Below are 19,115 nucleotides of genomic sequence, written 5' to 3'. Positions count from 1 at the left end.
CGTGACCGGCCAGGAGTGCGTGACGGGTCAGGCCGGCGGGGCAGGGACCACGCTGGTGCCCGGCGCGGAGCCGTGGGGCACAGGTGCTGCGCCGTCCGGCAACGGCGTTCCCGTGCTGCCCTCGGGCAACGGGGTGCCGGCGCTGCCGGCGGACGCCGGAGCAGCAGGGGCCGGCGCCGCGGCGGCGGGTGCCGGAGCAGCGGCCGCGGGGACCGGGGCCGGGCTCGCTGCAGCGGCGGGCGCCGGTGCCGCACCCTCGGGAAGCGGGGTGCCGGAGCTGCCCTCGGGCAGCGGGGTACCGGAGCTACCTTCGGGCAGCGGGATGCCCGAGCTACCTGCCGGAACCGCCTCGGGGCCCGGAGCCGCGGGAGTTGCCTCGGCGGGCGCCGCGGCCGAATCCGCAGCCTCAGAGGACTCGGTCCCCTCGGTGGCGGCCGGTGCGGGAGCGGTGCGGGCAGGGGCCGACGCGCCCGATCCACTGCTTGCCGGTGCGGGCGGCGGTTGCACCCAGACGACCAGGTCGGCGCGGCCGTCGTTGTAGACGACGCTGTCCGGTTCAGCGCCGGTGACGTCGAAATAGATCTTGCCCGAGGTCTTCTGGCCCTGCGGGATGGTCGACGGGTTGACGCCCTGCTGGGTGGCGACTCCGAAGAGCACACGGTAGGTCTCGCCGTTACGGGCGCGAGCGTTGAGGTTCGACACGATCGGGGTGACGGCGCCGGAGATCGCCTCGTCTGTGGCGGTGGCTTCCCAGAGCGTCCCGACCGGCTGATACGGGATGGTGTCTGAGCTGGGCTTCAGATTGGTGACCGTCCAGTGCTGAACGACAGCGCCGTTGACGACCTCACCTGGCTGGCCGAGGTGCTTGACCTCGGCGTCGGCGCCGGCCAGCGGTGCCCCGGCGAATGCCACGGCGGCGGCGCCGGCAGCAGCGGCGGCAGCCCATGTGGGCTTGATTCTCACTATGTTCCTCCTGGTTTCGTTCAATCGAGCAGCGAGGTTGTTTCCCCCGGAGCAAAATAGCAGGTCGCGTCGTCCCGCGAAGCGCCTCGCACCAGCCGACCTGCGGATTCGCAGCCGGTTCGCGCTGGGCAAAGCGTCGTACATCTACCGGCGAGGGCTGAAATCCTGCGGAAGAAAAGGCGACTCGACCACAGAATCGACCAGGTACACTGCGCTTCGACGGTCCGCGCGACCGCGCTCGGGGCGCGTCGGGGAAGCACTTGACAGCATCGCCAGCAAACTCATAGATTCTGAGCGCCAACCAGGTGCGGTGAAGTACCGTCAGGCGTCACGCGCATGACGCCGCATCTACTGCACGTTTCACGACTACGGGAGTCACCCACCATGCCCAAGCATTCCAAGGCCCGCAAAGGTCAACGCGGTCTTGCCATCAAGACCTACCTGACCGCCGGCGTCACCGGCGCGGCCATGGCCGGTCTCGGCACCCTCGCGCTGGTCGGGGTCGACGACTCCCCGCAACCGCGCACCTACGACGTTGCGCTGGTGTCCAACGAGACCCTGCTGTGGTGGGGGACCGGCGGTGACGGAGCCAAGAAGCAGGCCGCCCAGGCGCCGGCGAACACTCTCAACGCGGCGGCGGCAACGCCGACCCTGCGCCCGATGTTCGGTACCGGTGGCTGGCTGATCGGAAACGGGATCGACGCCGCCGACGACTGCACCGGCGCGGCCTGCAACGGCGGCAACGCCGGCCTCCTGGGCGGTAACGGCGGCAAGGGCAAGAACGGCGGCCACGGCGGCAATGCCGGCCACTTCTTCGGTAACGGCGGCGACGGCGGCGACGGCCGCGACGCCGTCTACAACGCAAGCACGGGCGCCCGTACGGCGGCCACCAACGGCGGCAACGGCGGCAAGGCCGGCTGGATCGGCAACGGCGGCAACGGCGGCAAGGGTGGCAACGACCACAACACCGTGAACAAGACCGACGACCCGGCCACCACGGACGTCGACGAGTCGCTGGCCAACAACGCCTACGCCGGCAACGGCGGTCGCGGCGGCCAGGGCGGCTACTTCGGTAACGGCGGTAACGGCGGCGATGGCGGAAACGCCTCGTCGGTCAACGGCAGCGCGTACGGCTACTTCAACCGCAGCGTCTCCTTCGGTCGTGGCGGCGACGGTGGTAACACCAACGGCCTGCGCGGCAACGGCGGCAAGGGCGGCAACGGTGGCACCTCGACCGCCAACGCCGATGGCGAGGAAGCTCTGGGCGGCGACGGCGGCCACGGCGGCCACGGCGGCTTCACCGGTAGGGGCGGCGACGGCGGCACCGGTGGCGCGGCCAGCGGCGGCCAGGACGCGTACGCCGAGGGTGGCTTCGGCGGCGACGGCGGCGGCAGCCGCAACGGCGACGCCGGCAACGGTGGTGACGGCGGTGACGGCACCAGTCAGAACGGCACCGCATATGGCGGCGACGGCGGCTGGGGTGGAGACGTGCTGTTCAACGGCCGCGGCGGTAACGGTGGCCACGGCGGCGACGCCGACGGTGGCGATCCCGAGGTCAAGGACGGGAAAGAAGCCGATCTCGCTGCCGGCGGCGGCTGGGGCGGCGACGGCGGTCGCGGCGGGCTGCTCAACCGCGGCGGCAACGGCGGCAACGGCGGCAACGCCACCGCCAACGACGAGGACAAGGCCGAGGGCGGCTGGGGTGGCGAGGGCGGCCGCGGTGCATCCGACGGCGCCAACGGAACACCTGATCCGGCCGACAATGACACCAGTGCGAGCAGCAGCAGCGAGAGCAACGACAGCGACAGCTGACGGATAGAACGACCAACACGACCGGGTACGGACCGCCGCGCAGGCGCCGTACCCGGTCGTCGTTCGTGCCCGTCGGTGCCGGGGGTCCTCCCGGCTATGATCGCCGAATGCCCGAGACACTGAGGTCGTCACGTCCTGCGCCCGCCTGGATCGCTCCCGCCGCCCTGGTGGTCGCCGTGATCGCCGCGGTGCTCGCAGTCTGGGGTCTGCTGCGTTCCCCCGCCGGATCGAGTGCCGCCGAACCGATCGACAAGGGCCGGATCTGCTCGGCGTTCGAGACCGTGCGCCAGGCCGTCTCCCTGCAGACCAACGCCGATCTCGGCCCCGATGACGTCGCCGTACAGGCGGTGGCCGCCAATGCGCGCCTGGCCACACTCGGTGGCGGACAGTATCTGCTCTGGCAGATCGAGAACGCCGAATCCGACGACTTGACCGAGGCCGTGCGTTCCTTCGCCGATGACCTCACCGAGATCGGTATGGGCCAACTCGCCGGTGCTCGCAGCGAGGACCCGGCGCAGAACGAGCGCATGAACAACGCCCAGACGACGGCGGCACGTGTCGCCGAGCTGTGCAAATAGTCCTGGACTTCAACTCTTGACTCTCTCCCTGGGGGAGACCGCACCCTCGGGACATGACTTCGGAGAGAGACAACATCCGGGTGCGGAACTGGTTCATTACCGGCGGCACCCCGGGCGGGTTCGGCATGGCGTTCGCCGAGGCAGCGCTGGAGGCGGGGGACAGGGTGGTGCTCACGAGCCGTCGACCGGGTGAGCTGATCACGTGGGCCCGGGCCTTCGGTGATCGGGTCCTGGTGGTGCCGTTGGACGTCACGGATGCCGCGCAGGTGCGCGCGGCGGTGTCGGCGGCACAAGACTTCGGCGGCATCGACGTCCTGGTCAACAACGCCGGCCGCGGCTGGTACGGCTCTGTCGAGGGCATGGCCGGGTCGGACATCCGGGCGATGTTCGATCTGAACTTCTTCGCCGTCGTCGCCGTCCTGCGTGCGGCGCTGCCGGGCATGCGTGCGCGTGGTGCGGGGTGGGTCGTCAACGTGTCGTCGGTGGCGGGTCTGAGCGGCACCGTCGGATTCGGTTATTACAGCGCAACGAAGTTCGCGATCGAAGGTCTCACGGAGGTGCTGCGAGAAGAAGTCGCGCCGTTCGGAATCCGTGTCCTGACGGTCGAGCCCGGCGCATTTCGCACCAACACTTACGCCGGCTTCGCCGACGAGCCGATCACCGAGTCCGTCGTCGAGTACCGCGAGCTGCTGACTCAGGTGCGGGCCGCCATGGTGACCCAGGACGGAGCCCAACCGGGCGACCCCCGCCGCGGAGCGCGTGCCGTGCTGGCGGCGATGACCCAGGATCCTCCGCCGCAGCGACTGGTGCTGGGCAGCGAGGGGTTCGACGTCGCCACCTCGGCGCTCGAGCGCACGTTGGCAGATCTGCGGCGCAACGAGACACTGTCCCGCAGCGCGGACTTTCCGCACCCGAGCGGCGACCTCGAAGAGAAGGAGCCCGGCATTGCGATCCGGCCTGTCCATCGGTGAGTTCGCCACGGTGACGCGACTGAGCGTGCGGACGTTGCGTCGCTATCACGAACTGGGGCTGCTCGAACCCGACACCGTTGATCCGTTCACCGCGTACCGGTACTACAGTCCCGAGCAGATCCCCACCGCGCAGGTGATCCGACAGTTGCGGGCGCTCGACGTTCCCCTAGCCGAAGTCAAAGCCGTTCTGGCCAACGATGATCCACAATATCGAGCCGAGGTGATCACCGGTCATCTGCAACGCCTGGAAGACCAGCTGGATCGGACCCGCGCCGCCGTGGTCTCCCTGCGTCGTCTGCTACGCCCCGATTCGGCCGACTTTCCGGTCGAGTTGCGGTCGGTTCCTGCGCGCACGGTGGTGGCCGTCACCGGCCATGTCACACAAGAGGATTCGCTGGAATGGTACGACACCGCGATGGCCGAACTGGACCAGGCGTTCCCGCCGGCCGAACGCGAGGGGCCGCCCGGCGGACAGTACGCGAACGAACTGTTCACCGAGGGCGCGGGCGAGATGACGGTCTTCCGCGCGGTCCGCACACCACGGGCCTGCGGGCGGATCCAGGTGCTGGACCTACCTGCCGCCCACCTCGCGGTCACCGCGCTGATCAGGCCGGAACGAACTCCACGCCGGCCAGTGCGACGGCGTTGTCCCGCTCCGGTGCGGTGACGGTGGCCGTGTAGGCGTCGTCCTGCTTCCAGACGCTCACGCGCAGTGTCTCGCCGGGGAACACCACACCGGCCATCCGTGCTCCGTAGGACTTCAACCGGGTGACGTCGCCGTCGAGCAGGTTGTCCACCAGCGCCTTGCACGTCATCCCGTAGGTGCACAACCCGTGCAGGATCGGACGCGGAAACCCTGCCGCGGCAGCAAAATCCGGATCGGAGTGCAGGGGGTTGCGGTCGCCGCACAACCGGTAGAGCAGTGCCTGCTGCGGTGACGTCGGCACGGTCAGCTCCAGGTCAGGTGTACGGTCGGGCGCCTCCGACGAGCCGGAAGGGCCGCGGTCGCCGCCGAAGCCGCCCTCGCCACGCGCGAAGATCGAGCGCTTCTGCGTCCACAGCAGCGTGCCTGCGGGGTCGGTCACCGTGGTCTCCGACCAGATGACCGCGGCCTTGCCCTTGTCCCAGATCTCGGTGAACTTCGTGACTGCGGTGCCGGATCCCGACGGAGGGATCGGACCCGGCACCGTCACGGCCTCGCTGGCGTGCAGCACCTTGCTCAGCTCGATGTCGATGCCCGGGAACTTGACCGACGGCGGCTCGGTCATGTGGAAGCTGGCCGCGACGTTGCCGAACGTCGGCAGCACCTGCGGAGTGTCGTCGGTCAGGTAGCGCAGTTCGCGCTTGTCCATCGGGTCGTGCCCGGCACCGAGGCCCAGGTGGTAGAGCTGGATGTCGCTGCTGGTCCAGGAGAATTCGACCGGGTCGAGTTCGGCGCCGAGCGCCTCGTCGAGATTGATGGGCAAGGTTACGCCTTTCCTGCCAGATGGAGCGCTGCCAGATAACCGAAGGTCATCGCCGGGCCGATGGTGCCGCCCGGGCCGGGATAGGTGTGACCCATCACCGGGGCACTGACATTACCTGCGGCGTAGAGCCCTTCGATCACCGAGCCGTCGTCGCGCAGTGCCCGGCCGTGCACGTCGGTGACGATGCCCCCCTTGGTGCCCAGGTCGCCGGGAACCAACTTGGCCGCGTAGAACGGCGCGTGGCTGATCTCTCCGAGGTTCGGGTTCGGCTTGTTGGTGGGATCGCCGTAGTAGCGGTCATAAGCGCTCTGGCCGCGCTTGAAATCCTCATCGACACCCGAGCGGGCAAACCCGTTGAATCGGGTCACCGTGGCCTTGAACGCGTCGGCGGGCAACCCGGTCTTCTCGGCCAGTTCGTCGAGAGTCGAAGCGGTGACGATCACGCCGGATTCCAGCCACTTCTTCGGGATGCGCTGTCCCGGTTGCAGTCCCGCGAAGATGTAACGGTCGCGATACTGCTGGTCGAACACCAGCCAGGCCGGGATGTTCTCGCCGGGTCCGGGCCCCTGCCCGTACTGGCCGCCGTACATGTGGTGGCACGCCTCCACATACGGCATTGACTCGTTCATGAACCGCTTGCCGTTCATGTTCACGATGATCGACCCGGGGGAGTTGCGCTCCGACAGCGCGAACCACGGAGCTCCGACCAATGGGACCGTGGGACCCCACCAGGCGTCTTCCATGACATCGAGTGCCGCGCCGAGCTTTTCGGCGGCCAGGATGCCGTCGCCGGTGTTGGCCACCGCGCCGACGGTCCACTCGGTGGTGATGGGTGCGCGCTGGTACTTCACCCGCATCTGCTCGTTGTGTTCGAACCCGCCGCTGCCCAGGATCACGCCACGCCGGGCCCGGATCAGTTGCGGTTCGGCGGCTTCACCTGCGGTGGTGTCCTTGACGTAGATCCCGCGCACCACTCCGTCTTCGACATACAGGTCGGTCAGCGCGGTGTTGAGGCGCACCGGCACACCGGCATCGCGCAGCGCGATACGCAGCGGGGCGATCAGCGCGCGACCCATGCCCACCAGATTCTTGCGGGTGGCGTTCGCCCACACCGTGCGAGCGCCGACCTTCAGGCTGCGCAGCAGCCCGCGCGGATGCCGCTTGAGCTGGTTGAGCCGGACGTAGTCCTGCTGCATCACCACCATGTTCATCGGCACCTTGCCGTACGGCGGCTCCAGCCCGGCCAGGTCGGCGCCGAGCTTGTTCGCGTCGAACGGTTTCGGCTCGACCGAGCGCCCACTGGCCTTACCGCCGGGCGTCTCCGGGTAGTAATCGGAATAGTTCGGCACCCAGCACAGCTTCAGCGGCGAGTTCTTCAGGACGAAGGACAGCATTTCGGGGCCGCGGTCGAGGTAGGTGTCGATCTTCTCGGCCGGCACCACGTCGCCGATGATCGCGTGCAGATAGGTGCGCGCGGCCTCGCGGGTGTCGTTGACGCCGTCGCGCGCGAGCACCTCGTTGTTCGGGATCCACACACCGCCACCTGACCGCGCAGTGGAACCACCGTAGTGCGGGGCCTTCTCAACGACTATCGTCGAGAGGCCCTGGTGGGCGGCGGTCAGGGCCGCGACCATACCCGCGGCACCGCTGCCGACCACGACGACGTCATACTCCTGCTCCGACATGTAGAACACGTTATAGAATTGCCCGGCCGACCCACAACTGCGCCGGTCGACGAAACGAAGGGACTTCACCAGATGTTGTCCGATGAGGTGCGCGAGAAGCTCGCCGCAGACCTGGCCCAGGCCGAACGCAGCCAGGTTCCCATCAGTCCGCTGACCGACGCCCACCCCGACATCGATGTTGTCGACGCCTACGAGATCCAGCTGATCAACATTCGCCAGAAGGTCGCCGAGGGCGCCCGCGTCGTGGGGCACAAGGTGGGACTGTCCAGTGAGGCGATGCAGAAGATGATGGGCGTCGACGAGCCCGACTACGGCCATCTGCTCGACGACATGCAGGTCTACGAGGACGTGCCCGTCCGTTCCGCCAAATACCTCTATCCCCGGGTGGAGGTCGAGGTCGGGTTCATCCTCGCCGACGACCTGCCCGGTGCGGGCTGCACAGAGGACGACGTGCTGGCCGCGACGGCCGCGTTCGTGCCGGCCATCGAGCTCATCGACACCCGCATCACCAACTGGCAGATCAAGCTGTGTGACACGATCGCCGACAACGCCTCATCGGCGGGTTGGGTGCTCGGTGAGGCTCGGGTGTCGCCGAAGGACATCGATATCAAAGGCATCGACGCGGTGCTGACCAACAACGGCGAGGTGGTGGCCGAGGGGCGCAGCGATGCAGTGCTGGGCAACCCGGTCACCGCGGTGGCGTGGCTGGCCCGCAAGGTCGACAGCTTCGGGGTGCGATTGAAGGCCGGTGACATCGTGCTGCCCGGGTCCTGCACCCGTGCGATAGATGCACCTCCGGGGAGCCATTTCGTCGCGGACTTCAGCGGTTTAGGTTCAGTACGACTGAGTTTCGAGTAGTAGGGGTTCGTCCATGCCGAACAAGTTATCCGTCGCGATCGTGGGATCCGGCAACATCAGCACCGACCTGCTCTACAAGCTGTTGCGATCGGAGTGGCTCGAGCCGCGCTGGATGATCGGCATCGACCCCGACAGCGAAGGGCTGGCCCGGGCGCGCAAGCTCGGACTGGAGACGTCGCACGAGGGCGTGGACTGGCTGCTCGCGCAGTCGGAGAAACCCGACATGGTGTTCGAGGCCACCAGCGCCTACGTGCACCGCGACGCCGCACCCAAGTACGCCGACGCCGGGATCCGCGCCATCGACCTGACCCCCGCCGCGATCGGGCCCGGGGTGATCCCGCCGGCGAACCTGCGCGAGCACCTCGATGCGCCGAACGTGAACATGGTGACCTGCGGCGGGCAGGCGACCATCCCGATGGTTCACGCCGTGAGCCGAGTGGTGGACGTTCCTTATGCCGAGATCGTCGCATCGGTGTCCTCGGCATCCGCGGGACCGGGCACACGCGCCAACATCGACGAGTTCACCAAGACCACCAGCGCCGGGGTCGAGGTCATCGGCGGTGCGAAGCGCGGCAAGGCGATCATCATCCTGAACCCGGCCGAGCCGCCGATGATCATGCGCGACACCATCTTCTGCGCGATCCCGGAGGATGCCGACCACGCCGCGATCACCCAGTCCATCAAGGACGTGGTGGCCGAGGTGCAGACCTATGTGCCCGGGTACCGCCTGCTCAACGAACCGCAGTTCGACGAACCGTCGGTGGTCAACGGCGGCAACCACCTGGTGACCGTGTTCGTCGAAGTGGAGGGTGCGGGCGACTACCTGCCGCCCTACGCTGGAAACCTGGACATCATGACCGCCGCGGCGGCCAAGGTCGGCGAAGAGATCGCGCGCGACGAGCGCTCGCGCGAGGAGCAGACAGGTGGAGCGTCGCTCTCCGCGACGGCAGGAGGCCAATCATGAGCACCGAGGACATCTACTTCAACCCGGTGTGGGACGTCCGGATGACGGACACGTCGCTGCGCGACGGCAGCCACCACAAACGTCACCAGTTCACCAAGGACGAGGTCGGCGCCATCGTCGCCGCCCTCGACGCGGCCGGGGTGCCCGTCATCGAGGTCACCCACGGTGACGGGCTGGGCGGGTCCAGCTTCAACTACGGCTTCTCCAAGACGCCCGAGCAGGAACTGATCAAGCTGGCCGCGGAGACCGCCAAGGAATCCAAGATCGCCTTCCTGATGCTGCCGGGTGTCGGCACCAAGGAGGACATCAAGGAGGCCCAGAACAACGGCGGATCGATCTGCCGCATCGCGACGCACTGCACCGAGGCCGACGTATCCATCCAGCACTTCGGGTTGGCTCGAGAACTCGGTCTGGAGACCGTGGGCTTTCTGATGATGAGCCACACCATCAGCCCGGAGAAACTCGCCAAGCAGGCGCGCATCATGGCTGATGCGGGCTGCCAGTGCGTGTACGTGGTCGACTCTGCCGGTGCGCTGGTCCTCGAAGGCGTCCGGGACCGGGTGGCTGCGCTGGTCGCCGAACTCGGAAACGATGCGCAAGTCGGTTTTCACGGCCACGAGAACCTCGGGCTCGGCGTCGCCAACTCGATCGAGGCCGTACGGGCCGGCGCCAAGCAGATCGACGGCTCGTGCCGCCGGTTCGGCGCCGGTGCCGGCAACGCCCCGGTCGAGGCCCTGATCGGCGTGTTCGACAAGATCGGTGTCAAGACCGGAATCGACTTCTTCGACATCGCCGACGCGGCCGAAGAAGTCGTCGCGCCGGCCATGCCCGCGGAATGCCTGCTGGATCGTAACGCCCTGATCATGGGCTACTCCGGGGTGTACTCCAGCTTCCTCAAGCACGCCATCCGCCAGTCCGAGCGCTACGGCGTCCCGGCACACCAGCTGCTGCACCGCGCGGGGCAGCGCAAGCTGATCGGCGGCCAGGAAGACCAGCTCATCGACATCGCGCTGGAGATCAAGCGCGAGCAGGAGGCGGCAGCTACGCCGTAGCGCGCGGAGCCCCGATTCCCGGGTCGATCTTCGTCGGCCCGCCCGCCGACGGGACGACGGGGAAATCGAAGATGGCCGTCGGAAGGTACACGGTCGCACAGGAATTCGGGATGTCCACCACTCCCGAGAACCGCCCCTCGATGGGTGCCGCACCCAGCAACAGGTATGCCTGTTCCGGGCTGTAGCCGAAGTTCGTCAGGTAGTCGATCGCGTGCAGGCACGCACGCTGGTAGGCGAGCTGGGAATCCAGATACCGCTGCTCACCGTCGAGGGTGACCGAGGTGCCGGAGAACACCAACCATTCGGAATACTGCGGTTGGGTGTTGCCGGGCATGAAGATCGGATGTTCGGTGACTCCGTAGGTCTGCATCCCGTCACGGATGACATCGACGTGCAGGTCGATGAAGCCGCCCATCTCGATGCCGCCGCAGAAGGTGATCTCGCCGTCTCCCTGGGAGAAGTGCAGGTCGCCCACCGAGAGGTTGGCGCCGTCGACGTACACCGGGAAGAACATCCGGCTGCCTCTGGTCAGATTCTTGATGTCCATGTTGCCGCCGTTCTCCCGCGGGGGCGCGGTGCGGGCGGCTTCGGACGCGACTCTGGAGAAATCGTCGCCCGTGAGGGTGCCGAGCACCGCGTCGTCGGGTTCCGGAGGCAGCGCCAGCGGCGGTAGCCGATCCGGGTCGGTCGCGATCAGCGCGGCCTCCCGGGCATTCCAGGTCGCGAGCAGATCCGCCGACGGGGCGGTGCCCATCAGACCGGGATGGATGATCCCGGTGAACTCGACACCCGGGACATGTCGCGACGTCGCCTTCTCGCCGGCGAAGTCCCAGACCGCCTTGTACGCGTCCGGGAACTGGTCGACGAGGAAGCTGCCCCCGTTGCTCTTGGCGAAGATGCCGGTGTACCCCCAGCCCTGACCGGCCAGGGGTCCCGAGTCCTCCTGTGGAATGGGGCCGACGTCGAGGATGTCCACCATCAGCAGGTCGCCGGGCCGCACACCGTCGACGGCGACCGGGCCGGACAAGGCGTGCACCTTGCTCATCGGGGCATCGCGGATGTCCTCGGCGGAGTCGTCGTTGTGGATGTCGCCGTCGAACCACTCGCGACAGTGCAGACGAAACGAGTCACCGGACCTGACGGTGACAGCGGCCGGGATGTCGGGGTGCCAACGGTTGTGACCGAGCACCTGTTGGTCGACGAATCTCTTCGTGGAGTCCAGCGGAAAAATCAGTTCGGGCATCGGTCTTCCTTCAGGGTCGCGGGAGTGTTCGGTGCAGCGGGTTGACGGTGGTTCTCTGCCGCCGGGTGCTCGACGGGGGTGCGTTGACGACCCCAGGCTGATCGGCGCTGGCTCGGGTCGCGTCGTGGAGCGCCATCGCGGTGCCGGAACGACCCAGGTGGGGAGCCGACATCGTCCTGCGGGCAAGGCCCGAACACGTCGGGCAATCGACAACGTCCGGCCGGTCGCGCATCGGGTGCATCTGGGCGGTGACACCGCAGCCCGAGTCGCAACGGTATGTGTAGAGGACCATGGTCGGGCCATACCCGATCGTTTCGGGCATAACCGTGCAGGCACGATGAGTCGATGACGATCCGCGAGCAGGCGCAAGCGATTCTGGAAGACCTGGCCGGGCCGCGGGCCGCGCTGCGCGACGACCAGTGGGCGGCGATCGAGGCGCTGGTGGTGCACCGGCGGCGTGCGCTGGTCGTGCAGCGCACCGGGTGGGGCAAGTCGGCGGTGTACTTCATCGCCGCGAAGCTGCTGCGCGCCGCGGGCTTCGGTCCGACGGTGATCGTGTCCCCTCTGCTGGCGCTGATGCGCAACCAGGTCGGGGCGGCCCAGCGCGCCGGTGTTCGGGCCGCCACCATCAACTCCGGGAACGTCACCGGATGGGACGCGATCCGTCAGCAGGTCGCCGCGGGAGACGTCGACGTGCTGCTGGTCAGTCCGGAACGCCTCAACAACCCCGACTTCCGTGACAACGTGCTGCCCGCGCTGGCCGCCGACGCCGGCCTCGTGGTCGTCGACGAAGCGCACTGCGTGTCGGACTGGGGCCACGACTTCCGTCCCGACTACCGCCGCATCCGGACGCTGGTCGCCGAACTCGGTTCAGGTGTGCCGGTGCTGGCCACCACGGCGACGGCCAACGACCGGGTGGTCCACGATGTGGCGGCCCAACTCGATGTCGGCGGTGGTGACACCCTGGTGCTGCGCGGCGGGCTGGACCGCGAATCGCTGCGACTGGCGGTGGTGAAAGCCGGCGGCCCCGCCGCACGCGCGGCATGGGTTGCCGCGCATCTGGATTCGCTGCCCGGTTCGGGAATCATCTACACCCTGACCGTGGCCCAGGCCCACGACGTGGCCGGATTGCTTTCCGAGCGCGGGCACGCGGTCGCGGCCTACACCGGCTCCACCGACACCACCGAACGCGAACAACTCGAGTCCGATCTCCTCGACAACAAGGTCAAGGCGTTGGTGGCCACCTCGGCGCTCGGAATGGGTTTCGACAAACCGGATCTCGGCTTCGTCGTGCACCTCGGCGCACCGTCGTCTCCCATCGCGTACTACCAGCAGGTCGGTCGCGCGGGCCGCGCCACCGACAGCGCCGAGGTGATCCTGCTTCCGGGCCGGGAGGACCAGGACGTCTGGCGATACTTCGCCTCGGTCGCGTTCCCGCCGGAACCGTTGGTGCGCAACGTGCTCGCCGCGCTGGACACCGAGCGACCCCAGTCGACGCCCGCGCTGGAAACCCAGGTGGACCTGAACCGGTCCCGGCTCGAGATGGTGCTCAAGGTGCTCGACGTCGACGGTGTGGTGCGCCGGGTCAAGGGCGGTTGGCTGTCCACCGGTCAACCGTGGACCTACGACGAAGAGCGTTACCGTGCCCTCGACGACGCCCGGCGGCGTGAGGAACAGGCCATGCTCGACTACCAGGACACCGATGGTTGCCGCATGGTGTTCCTGCGCCGCCAACTCGACGATCCCGAGCTTGCGTCCGACGAGCGTTGTGGACGGTGCGACAACTGCACAGGTGAGCACCATCCGGCCGCTGTCGACGAGGCGACGCTGGACGCCACCGCCGACCGGTTGCGCCGTCCCGGCGTGACGCTCGCACCCCGCAAACAGTGGCCCTCCGGTCTTGCAGCGCTGGGCGTGAACCTGTCGGGGCGGATCACCGACGGGGCCGGCGTCGGCCGCGCAATCGGCCGGCTCACCGACCTCGGCTGGGGCGCGCGGCTACGGCGCCTGATGGCCGAGCCCGATCAGGAGGTGCCCGACGACGTTCTTCGCGCGGCGGTGACCGTCCTCAAGGCGTGGGACTGGGAACGCCGGCCGGTCGCCGTGATGGGACTGGACTCGCGGACACATCCGCAGCTCATCTCCTCGTTGGCTGCCCAACTTGCGCAGATCGGGCGGCTCGAAAACCTCGGCATCCTGCGCTACGCGCCGACCCATCAGCCGGTGACGGCCGCGAACTCCGCCTACCGGGTCGCGGCGCTGCACGGCGCCTGGGAACAGCCGCACATCGACTGCGACGGTCCGGTGCTGCTCGTCGACGACTTCACCGACACCGGGTGGACGCTGACGACGGCGGCGCGCACTGCCCGTGCGGGCGGGGCGCAGGAAGTGCTGCCGTTCGTCGTGGCCGCCACCAGTTGAACCCGACGCCTAGCGGACGTGTGGAAGTGCAGTAGCGGACTACTGCCCGCCCGGTCCGATCACCGTTCGACGATTCCTCTGATAGAGCCCCGTAGGAGAGGAATCGATCATGTCGGAAGTATCAGCGCCGCGCCGGCACCACCGGGATTCGCTCACTGCCACCTGTGCCCTCGCCACAGCCACCGTCCTGGTGTGCGGTTTCCTCGCGCCATCGGTCGAGGCGCCCACCGCGCGAGCCGACACGCAGGTCGTCGCGCTCACGGCTCGGTCGCAACCTCTCCCGATCCCACCCGAAGTGCTCGTCGACGCACTGGCCGAAGCCGCGGCAGCAGACGCAGCGGCCGTGCTGCCCCCCGAGGACAGTGCGGTAGTGGCCGAGGCGACCCTCGGCGACCTCCGACTCGCCACCCGTTTGATCAGTCTGGCGCTGCAACCTCTGGTCTGGCTCGTCAACGCCGCGCCGGCATCCCTGAAGCCGATCTTCGGCGGCTTCCTCCTTTTCGTGACTCCCATCGCCGCCTTCGTCGGCGCCGCGATCGACTCGGTGCTGGACCCGATCCTGCGACTCTTCGGGATCGGTGTTCCGATTCCCGACCCGCCCGCACCGGAATCCGTCATGCGTTCCGAGGACACGTCGCTGAGCGAGGATGCCGAGGCCGGTATGACGAGCGGCCGCGCGCGTGCGGCGACGCAGGACAGGACCGCAGTCCCCGATGTTCCCGAGGTTGCCGATATCGCTGAGGCCACCGACACCGAAGAAGCTTCCGAAGTTCCGGACACGACAACGCCGGAAGTGGTCGAGACCGAGCCCGAGCCGCCTGCGATCGAGACGGCGGAGATCGAGGCGGAGTCCGAGACGGTCCCGGAAGTCGAGGAAGCCGCCGAGCCGGAAGTGGCCACCGAGCCGGAAATCGTCGTCGAGTCGGAAGGGGCCACTGACATGGAAGAAGCGGCCGATGTCGAGGAAAGCACGGCGACAGACGAATCCGTCGGCGACACAACAACAGCGGCCGAGCCCTCGGACGAGGAAACTACGGCTGCCTAGGGGGCCTTCGACGGCTTGCTGCCGCCCAATTGCCGGGTGACCGCATCGGCGGTGTCGACCACTGCCCGGGCGCGCTCACGGATCTCGTTGTCGGTCAACGGCTTACCGACATGTAACGAGGCAACCATCGCCTGGCGCCGGTCGTGGTCGAAGACCGGCGCGGAGATCACGCTGATGTCGTGCCGTGTGCGGCTGCGGATCTCCTCGCCGAGGTACACCCGTTCGCCGATGTCGGACACCAGCTCGCTGAGCAACGCCTGCAACTCGTCGGGCAGATCGGTGGGCATCCCCGCCATCAGCGAGTACAGGCGCCGCCCACCCGGTGTCTGTCGTTCCACGAGGTAGCCATCGGCACGGCACGTCGCGATGACCCGTTGCAAGCGCTCGGTGTCCGTCCGCAGCGCGATGGTCGGGGGCTTCTGCAGCCAGGCGTGTGCGGCTTCGTCGTCCCACAGCACGAACATCAGCCCGACCGGAGGGGCGAACGGGTAGCTCTGACCGACCTCGACACCCGGTCGGGTCCCGGCCGGAGCGGCGAGATCAAGCAGTGTGATCCGGTCGTCGACGACCGCCGAAAGCGCAGTCGTGGCCCCGAATCGCGACGACAGCACGCGCAGTTCCTCGTGCGCGGCCGGGCTCACGCGCATCGACTGCTGGGCACGCTGACCGAGCCGGATCAGGGCGGGGCCCAGTCGATAGGTCTTGTCGGCCGGATCCCGGACCAGATAGCCGGCGTCGGTCAGCGCGCCGACGATCCCGAGGCAGGTGGGCTTGCTCAGCTGCACACGCCGGGCCAACTCGGAGACCCCGAACCGTTCCTGCGGCCGCTCGCCGAGGAAGTCGAGGATGCGCACCACCCGGTCCGTGGGCGGCGACGCACGTCCCGGCAGTGGCTCGGACATGGTGCGCAGGCTACCGCATTTCGGTCCATATTTGGAACGCCCCGGTCGATATATTGACTACTAGTGGAACGGGTTCTAGTTTCACAACTGTGTACACGCAGCCGCTCGTCGATGCCGTCGCCGAAGCCGAGAAACTCGTCGCGGCGGCCCCGTTCATCGAATCCGAGGCCGATCTGCTCGAAGGCCTGCAGTACCTTGCCGGTTGCATCGCCGCCTGCACCCATGTGGCGTTCGACTACGACCGTGACCACCCGTTCCTGCACAGCGGGACCGGTCCGTTCACGAAGATGGGCCTCGACAATCCCGACACCCTCTACTTCGGCACCAGGGTCCTGCCCGGGTGCGAGTACGTCGTCACCGGACGTCGCGGCACCACCACCGATGTCAGCTTCCAGCTGATCGGCGGTGAGTACACCGACGAGGTGGTCCCGGACAGCGAGACCGCGTTCGACGATCGCAAACTCGACATCGCCCCCGACGGCACGTTCGAGTGGCGGTTCACCCCCGAAACCCCGGCGCAGTTGGTCATCCGCGAGGTCTACAACGACTGGTCGGCCCAGCGTGGCACCTTCGCGATCGCGCGCACCGACACCGTCGGCACCGCGCCGCCACCGCTGACGCGGGAGCTCATCGAGAAGCGATACACCGTCGCGGGCAAGCAGTTGGTCCAGCGGGTCAAGACCTGGCTGCAGTTCCCGCAGTGGTTCTACGACACGCTGCCGGTGAACACGATGGTGGCGCCGCGGCTGACACCGGGCGGCCTGGCCACACAGTACTCGTCGGTCGGGCACTTCGATCTCGCGCCGGACGAGGCCATGGTGATCACCGTGCCGGTGTCCGACGCGCCGTACATGGGATTCCAGCTGGGCAGCCTGTGGTACATCTCGCTGGACTACATCAACCACCAGACATCGCTGAACGGCACACAGGCGCAAGCCGATCCAGACGGGAAGATCCGCATCGTCGTCTCCGACACCGACCCCGGCGTCACCAACTGGGTCGAAACCCTGGGGCACCGCAAGGGATATCTGCAGTTCCGGTGGCAGCGATTGTCCCGGGAGATGACGGAGGCAGACGGGCCGACGGTGCAGGTGCTCGGCGTCGATCAGGTGGCCGACGCGCTGCCCTACTACGAGGACAACCGCATCACCGCAGACGCCTGGAGGCAACGGATCGCGCTGCGGCAGAGCCAAATCGGACACAGGATGGTGGGCTGACCATGAGTACGCTGCCGTTGCTCGAGGGCAAGATCGTCGTCATCAGTGGTGTGGGGCCGGCGCTGGGAACCACCCTGGCGCGGCGCTGCGCCGAGGCCGGCGCCGACGTCGTGCTGGCCGCCCGCACCGTCGAACGGCTCGCCGAGGTGGCCGAGCAGGTCGAGGGTCTGGGCCGGCGCGCCCTGTCGGTCGGCACCGACATCACCGACGACGCGCAGGTCGCGAACCTGGTCGACAAGGCCACCGGTGAGTTCGGCCGGGTGGATGTCCTGATCAACAACGCGTTCCGGGTCCCGTCGATGAAGCCCCTGGCCAACACGACGTTCGAGCACATGCGCGAGGCGATCGAGCTGACGGTGTTCGGCGCGCTGCGTCTGATCCAGGGTTTCACGCCGGCGCTGGCGCAGGCCCAAGGCTCGGTGGTCAACGTCAACTCGATGGTGATCCGGCACTCCCAGGCCAAGTACGGCGCATACAAGATGGCCAAGTCGGCGTTGCTGGCGATGTCCCAGTCGCTGGCCACCGAACTGGGGGAGCAGGGCATCCGCGTCAACTCCGTTCTGCCCGGCTATATCTGGGGCGGCACGCTGGAGAGTTACTTCACCCACCAGGCCGGCAAGTACGGCACCACCGTCGACGAGATCTACAAGGCCACCGCCGCCGCGTCCGACCTCAAACGACTGCCCACCGAGGACGAGGTGGCCTCAGCCATCCTGTTCCTGGCGAGCGACCTGTCCAGTGGCATCACCGGTCAGGCACTCGACGTCAACTGCGGGGAGTACAAGGCATGAGCGCGCGCACGAACGTGGGAACCGTCGAGGACCTGCACGCTTCGGCTGTGAAGGCCTGTGGGCTCGACGATTTCGGCACCGACGACGACAACTACCGTGAGGCGCTCGGCGTCCTGCTCGATTCCTACGCCCGCGATGCCGACCTGACCGAGATCGGCAGCAAGATGTCGCGCTTCTTCCTACGCAACGCACTGGTAGCCCGGTTGGTGTCCGAAGCGGCGTGGAAGCAGCACCCGCAGTACGCCGACGTCGAGATCCGGCAGCCCATCTTCGTCACGGGTCTGCCGCGCACGGGGACCACTGCACTGCACCGGTTGCTCGCCGCCGACCCCCGCCACCAGGGTCTGGAGCTGTGGCTCGCGGAGTTCCCGCAACCCCGACCCCCACGCGAGACCTGGGAGCAGAACCCGGTGTTCGCCCAATTGGCCGCCCAATTCGCCAAGGCCCACGACGAGAACCCGGACTACACCGGACTGCACTACATGACCGCCGACGAGGTCGAGGAGTGCTGGCAGCTGCTGCGCCAGTCGCTGCACTCGGTGTCCTACGAGACGCTGGCGCATGTGCCGACCTACTCGCAGTGGCTGGCACGCCAGGACTGGACGCCGTCGTATCAGCGGCACCGTCGCAACCTGCAGTTGATCGGGCTCAACGACGTCGACAAGCGCTGGGTCCTGAAGAACCCCAGCCACCTGTTCGCGCTCGACGCGTTGTTCGCCACCTATCCCGACGCGCTGGTGATCCAGTGCCACCGGCCGGCCGAGACCATCATGGCGTCGATGTGCTCACTGGCCCAGCACACCACCGCGGGCTGGTCCAACACGTTCGTCGGCGACGTCATCGGCGCGGATTCGCTGGAGACCTGGTCGCGCGGCTTGGAGCGGTTCAATGCTGTGCGAGCGCAACAGAATCCGGCGCAGTTCTACGACATGGACTACTTCGACTTCGTCGCCGACCCGGTGGCCACGGTGGCGGCGATCTACGCACACTTCGGCATCGACATGACCGACGATGCCCGCGCGGCCATGGATGCCAGCCACGAGCAGAGTAAGCAGGGTCCGCGCGCCCCGAAGCACACCTACTCACTGGCCGACTACGGCCTGAGCGCCGAACAGGTCAAGGCACGGTTCAAGAACCTCTAGCCGTC

18 protein-coding genes are annotated in these 19,115 nt (G+C 67.8%); 12 read left to right on the top strand and 6 right to left on the bottom strand.

The genetic code is table 11. The features are described 5' to 3' along the window. Positions 1-27 precede the first annotated feature (27 nt). Positions 28-963, bottom strand: coding sequence for an MPT63 family protein (locus ACAG25_RS11750; protein WP_370488617.1), 936 nt, complete (start codon positions 961-963; stop codon positions 28-30). Positions 964-1,347: 384 nt separating this feature from the next. Here ACAG25_RS11750 and ACAG25_RS11745 point away from each other — a divergent pair, with 384 nt between their 5' ends. The 4 genes from ACAG25_RS11745 (at position 1,348) to ACAG25_RS11730 (ending at position 4,991) form a co-directional block, all read left to right on the top strand. Then, positions 1,348-2,775 carry a hypothetical protein gene (locus tag ACAG25_RS11745; RefSeq protein WP_370488616.1) on the top strand — a complete coding sequence of 476 codons (1,428 nt, stop codon included), beginning with the start codon at positions 1,348-1,350 and terminating at the stop codon, positions 2,773-2,775. A 107-nt stretch (positions 2,776-2,882) separates the two neighbouring features. Further along, on the top strand, positions 2,883-3,353 hold the full coding sequence (locus ACAG25_RS11740; protein ID WP_370488615.1) for a hypothetical protein: 471 nt from the start codon (positions 2,883-2,885) through the stop codon (positions 3,351-3,353). Positions 3,354-3,406: 53 nt separating this feature from the next. Then, positions 3,407-4,324 carry an SDR family NAD(P)-dependent oxidoreductase gene (locus ACAG25_RS11735; protein WP_370488614.1) on the top strand — a complete coding sequence of 306 codons (918 nt, stop codon included), beginning with the start codon at positions 3,407-3,409 and terminating at the stop codon, positions 4,322-4,324. Next, positions 4,299-4,991, top strand: coding sequence for a helix-turn-helix domain-containing protein (locus ACAG25_RS11730; RefSeq protein WP_370488613.1), 693 nt, complete (start codon positions 4,299-4,301; stop codon positions 4,989-4,991). Before ACAG25_RS11735 ends, ACAG25_RS11730 begins: the two co-directional genes overlap by 26 nt. Here the strand turns inward: ACAG25_RS11730 and ACAG25_RS11725 are convergent. Next, a complete protein-coding gene (locus ACAG25_RS11725; protein ID WP_370488610.1) occupies positions 4,930-5,790 on the bottom strand; it encodes a MaoC/PaaZ C-terminal domain-containing protein in 861 nt (286 codons plus the stop codon). The two genes, ACAG25_RS11730 and ACAG25_RS11725, sit on opposite strands and share 62 nt — an antisense overlap. Before the next feature lie 2 nt (positions 5,791-5,792). Next, positions 5,793-7,475 (bottom strand): 3-oxosteroid 1-dehydrogenase, encoded by a 1,683-nt coding sequence (gene kstD, locus ACAG25_RS11720; protein ID WP_370488608.1) that lies wholly within the window; start codon positions 7,473-7,475, stop codon positions 5,793-5,795. Between the two features lie 72 nt (positions 7,476-7,547). Here kstD and ACAG25_RS11715 point away from each other — a divergent pair, with 72 nt between their 5' ends. Genes ACAG25_RS11715 through dmpG form a run of 3 tightly spaced genes read left to right on the top strand, consistent with a single transcriptional unit; the run spans position 7,548 to position 10,349 of the window. Next, on the top strand, positions 7,548-8,333 hold the full coding sequence (locus ACAG25_RS11715) for a 2-keto-4-pentenoate hydratase (protein WP_370488606.1): 786 nt from the start codon (positions 7,548-7,550) through the stop codon (positions 8,331-8,333). Positions 8,334-8,346: 13 nt separating this feature from the next. After that, positions 8,347-9,297 carry an acetaldehyde dehydrogenase (acetylating) gene (locus tag ACAG25_RS11710; protein ID WP_370488604.1) on the top strand — a complete coding sequence of 317 codons (951 nt, stop codon included), beginning with the start codon at positions 8,347-8,349 and terminating at the stop codon, positions 9,295-9,297. Next, on the top strand, positions 9,294-10,349 hold the full coding sequence (gene dmpG / locus ACAG25_RS11705) for a 4-hydroxy-2-oxovalerate aldolase (RefSeq protein WP_370488602.1): 1,056 nt from the start codon (positions 9,294-9,296) through the stop codon (positions 10,347-10,349). Before ACAG25_RS11710 ends, dmpG begins: the two co-directional genes overlap by 4 nt. Here the strand turns inward: dmpG and fmdA are convergent. Both fmdA and ACAG25_RS11695 read right to left on the bottom strand, forming a co-directional pair. Further along, complete coding sequence (gene fmdA / locus ACAG25_RS11700) at positions 10,339-11,592, bottom strand: formamidase (RefSeq protein WP_370488599.1); 1,254 nt, start codon at positions 11,590-11,592, stop codon at positions 10,339-10,341. The genes dmpG and fmdA overlap by 11 nt on opposite strands. Positions 11,593-11,602: 10 nt before the next feature. Further along, positions 11,603-11,884: an FmdB family zinc ribbon protein gene (locus ACAG25_RS11695; RefSeq protein ID WP_370488597.1), complete on the bottom strand. Its 282-nt coding sequence runs from the start codon at positions 11,882-11,884 to the stop codon at positions 11,603-11,605. Between the two features lie 53 nt (positions 11,885-11,937). Between ACAG25_RS11695 and ACAG25_RS11690 the strand changes: the two genes are divergently transcribed. Then, positions 11,938-14,013, top strand: a complete 2,076-nt coding sequence (locus tag ACAG25_RS11690) for an ATP-dependent DNA helicase RecQ (protein ID WP_370488595.1) — start codon at positions 11,938-11,940, stop codon at positions 14,011-14,013. A gap of 295 nt (positions 14,014-14,308) precedes the next feature. Further along, positions 14,309-15,058 carry a hypothetical protein gene (locus ACAG25_RS11685; RefSeq protein WP_370488594.1) on the top strand — a complete coding sequence of 250 codons (750 nt, stop codon included), beginning with the start codon at positions 14,309-14,311 and terminating at the stop codon, positions 15,056-15,058. On the opposite strand, the gene ACAG25_RS11680 is transcribed toward ACAG25_RS11685, so the two are convergent. Then, entirely contained in the window at positions 15,055-15,960 is a 906-nt protein-coding gene (locus ACAG25_RS11680; protein WP_370488592.1) for an IclR family transcriptional regulator, read from the bottom strand. The two genes, ACAG25_RS11685 and ACAG25_RS11680, sit on opposite strands and share 4 nt — an antisense overlap. Before the next feature lie 89 nt (positions 15,961-16,049). On the opposite strand from ACAG25_RS11680, the gene ACAG25_RS11675 reads away from it, so the two are divergent. From ACAG25_RS11675 to ACAG25_RS11665, 3 genes are read left to right on the top strand one after another with little or no spacing between them, the layout of a single operon-like run. After that, a complete protein-coding gene (locus ACAG25_RS11675; RefSeq protein WP_370488590.1) occupies positions 16,050-17,177 on the top strand; it encodes a hypothetical protein in 1,128 nt (375 codons plus the stop codon). A 2-nt stretch (positions 17,178-17,179) separates the two neighbouring features. Beyond that, positions 17,180-17,968: an SDR family oxidoreductase gene (locus ACAG25_RS11670; protein ID WP_370488589.1), complete on the top strand. Its 789-nt coding sequence runs from the start codon at positions 17,180-17,182 to the stop codon at positions 17,966-17,968. Continuing rightward, a complete protein-coding gene (locus ACAG25_RS11665; RefSeq protein ID WP_370488587.1) occupies positions 17,965-19,110 on the top strand; it encodes a sulfotransferase in 1,146 nt (381 codons plus the stop codon). The genes ACAG25_RS11670 and ACAG25_RS11665 overlap by 4 nt, the downstream gene beginning before the upstream one ends. Positions 19,111-19,115: the final 5 nt, after the last annotated feature.

Source organism: Mycobacterium sp. pV006, assembly GCF_041287115.1.
Classification (GTDB): Bacteria; Actinomycetota; Actinomycetes; order Mycobacteriales; family Mycobacteriaceae; genus Mycobacterium.
The sequence above is the reverse complement of the archived record's forward strand: the minus strand, read 5'-3'. Positions and strand labels throughout refer to the sequence as shown.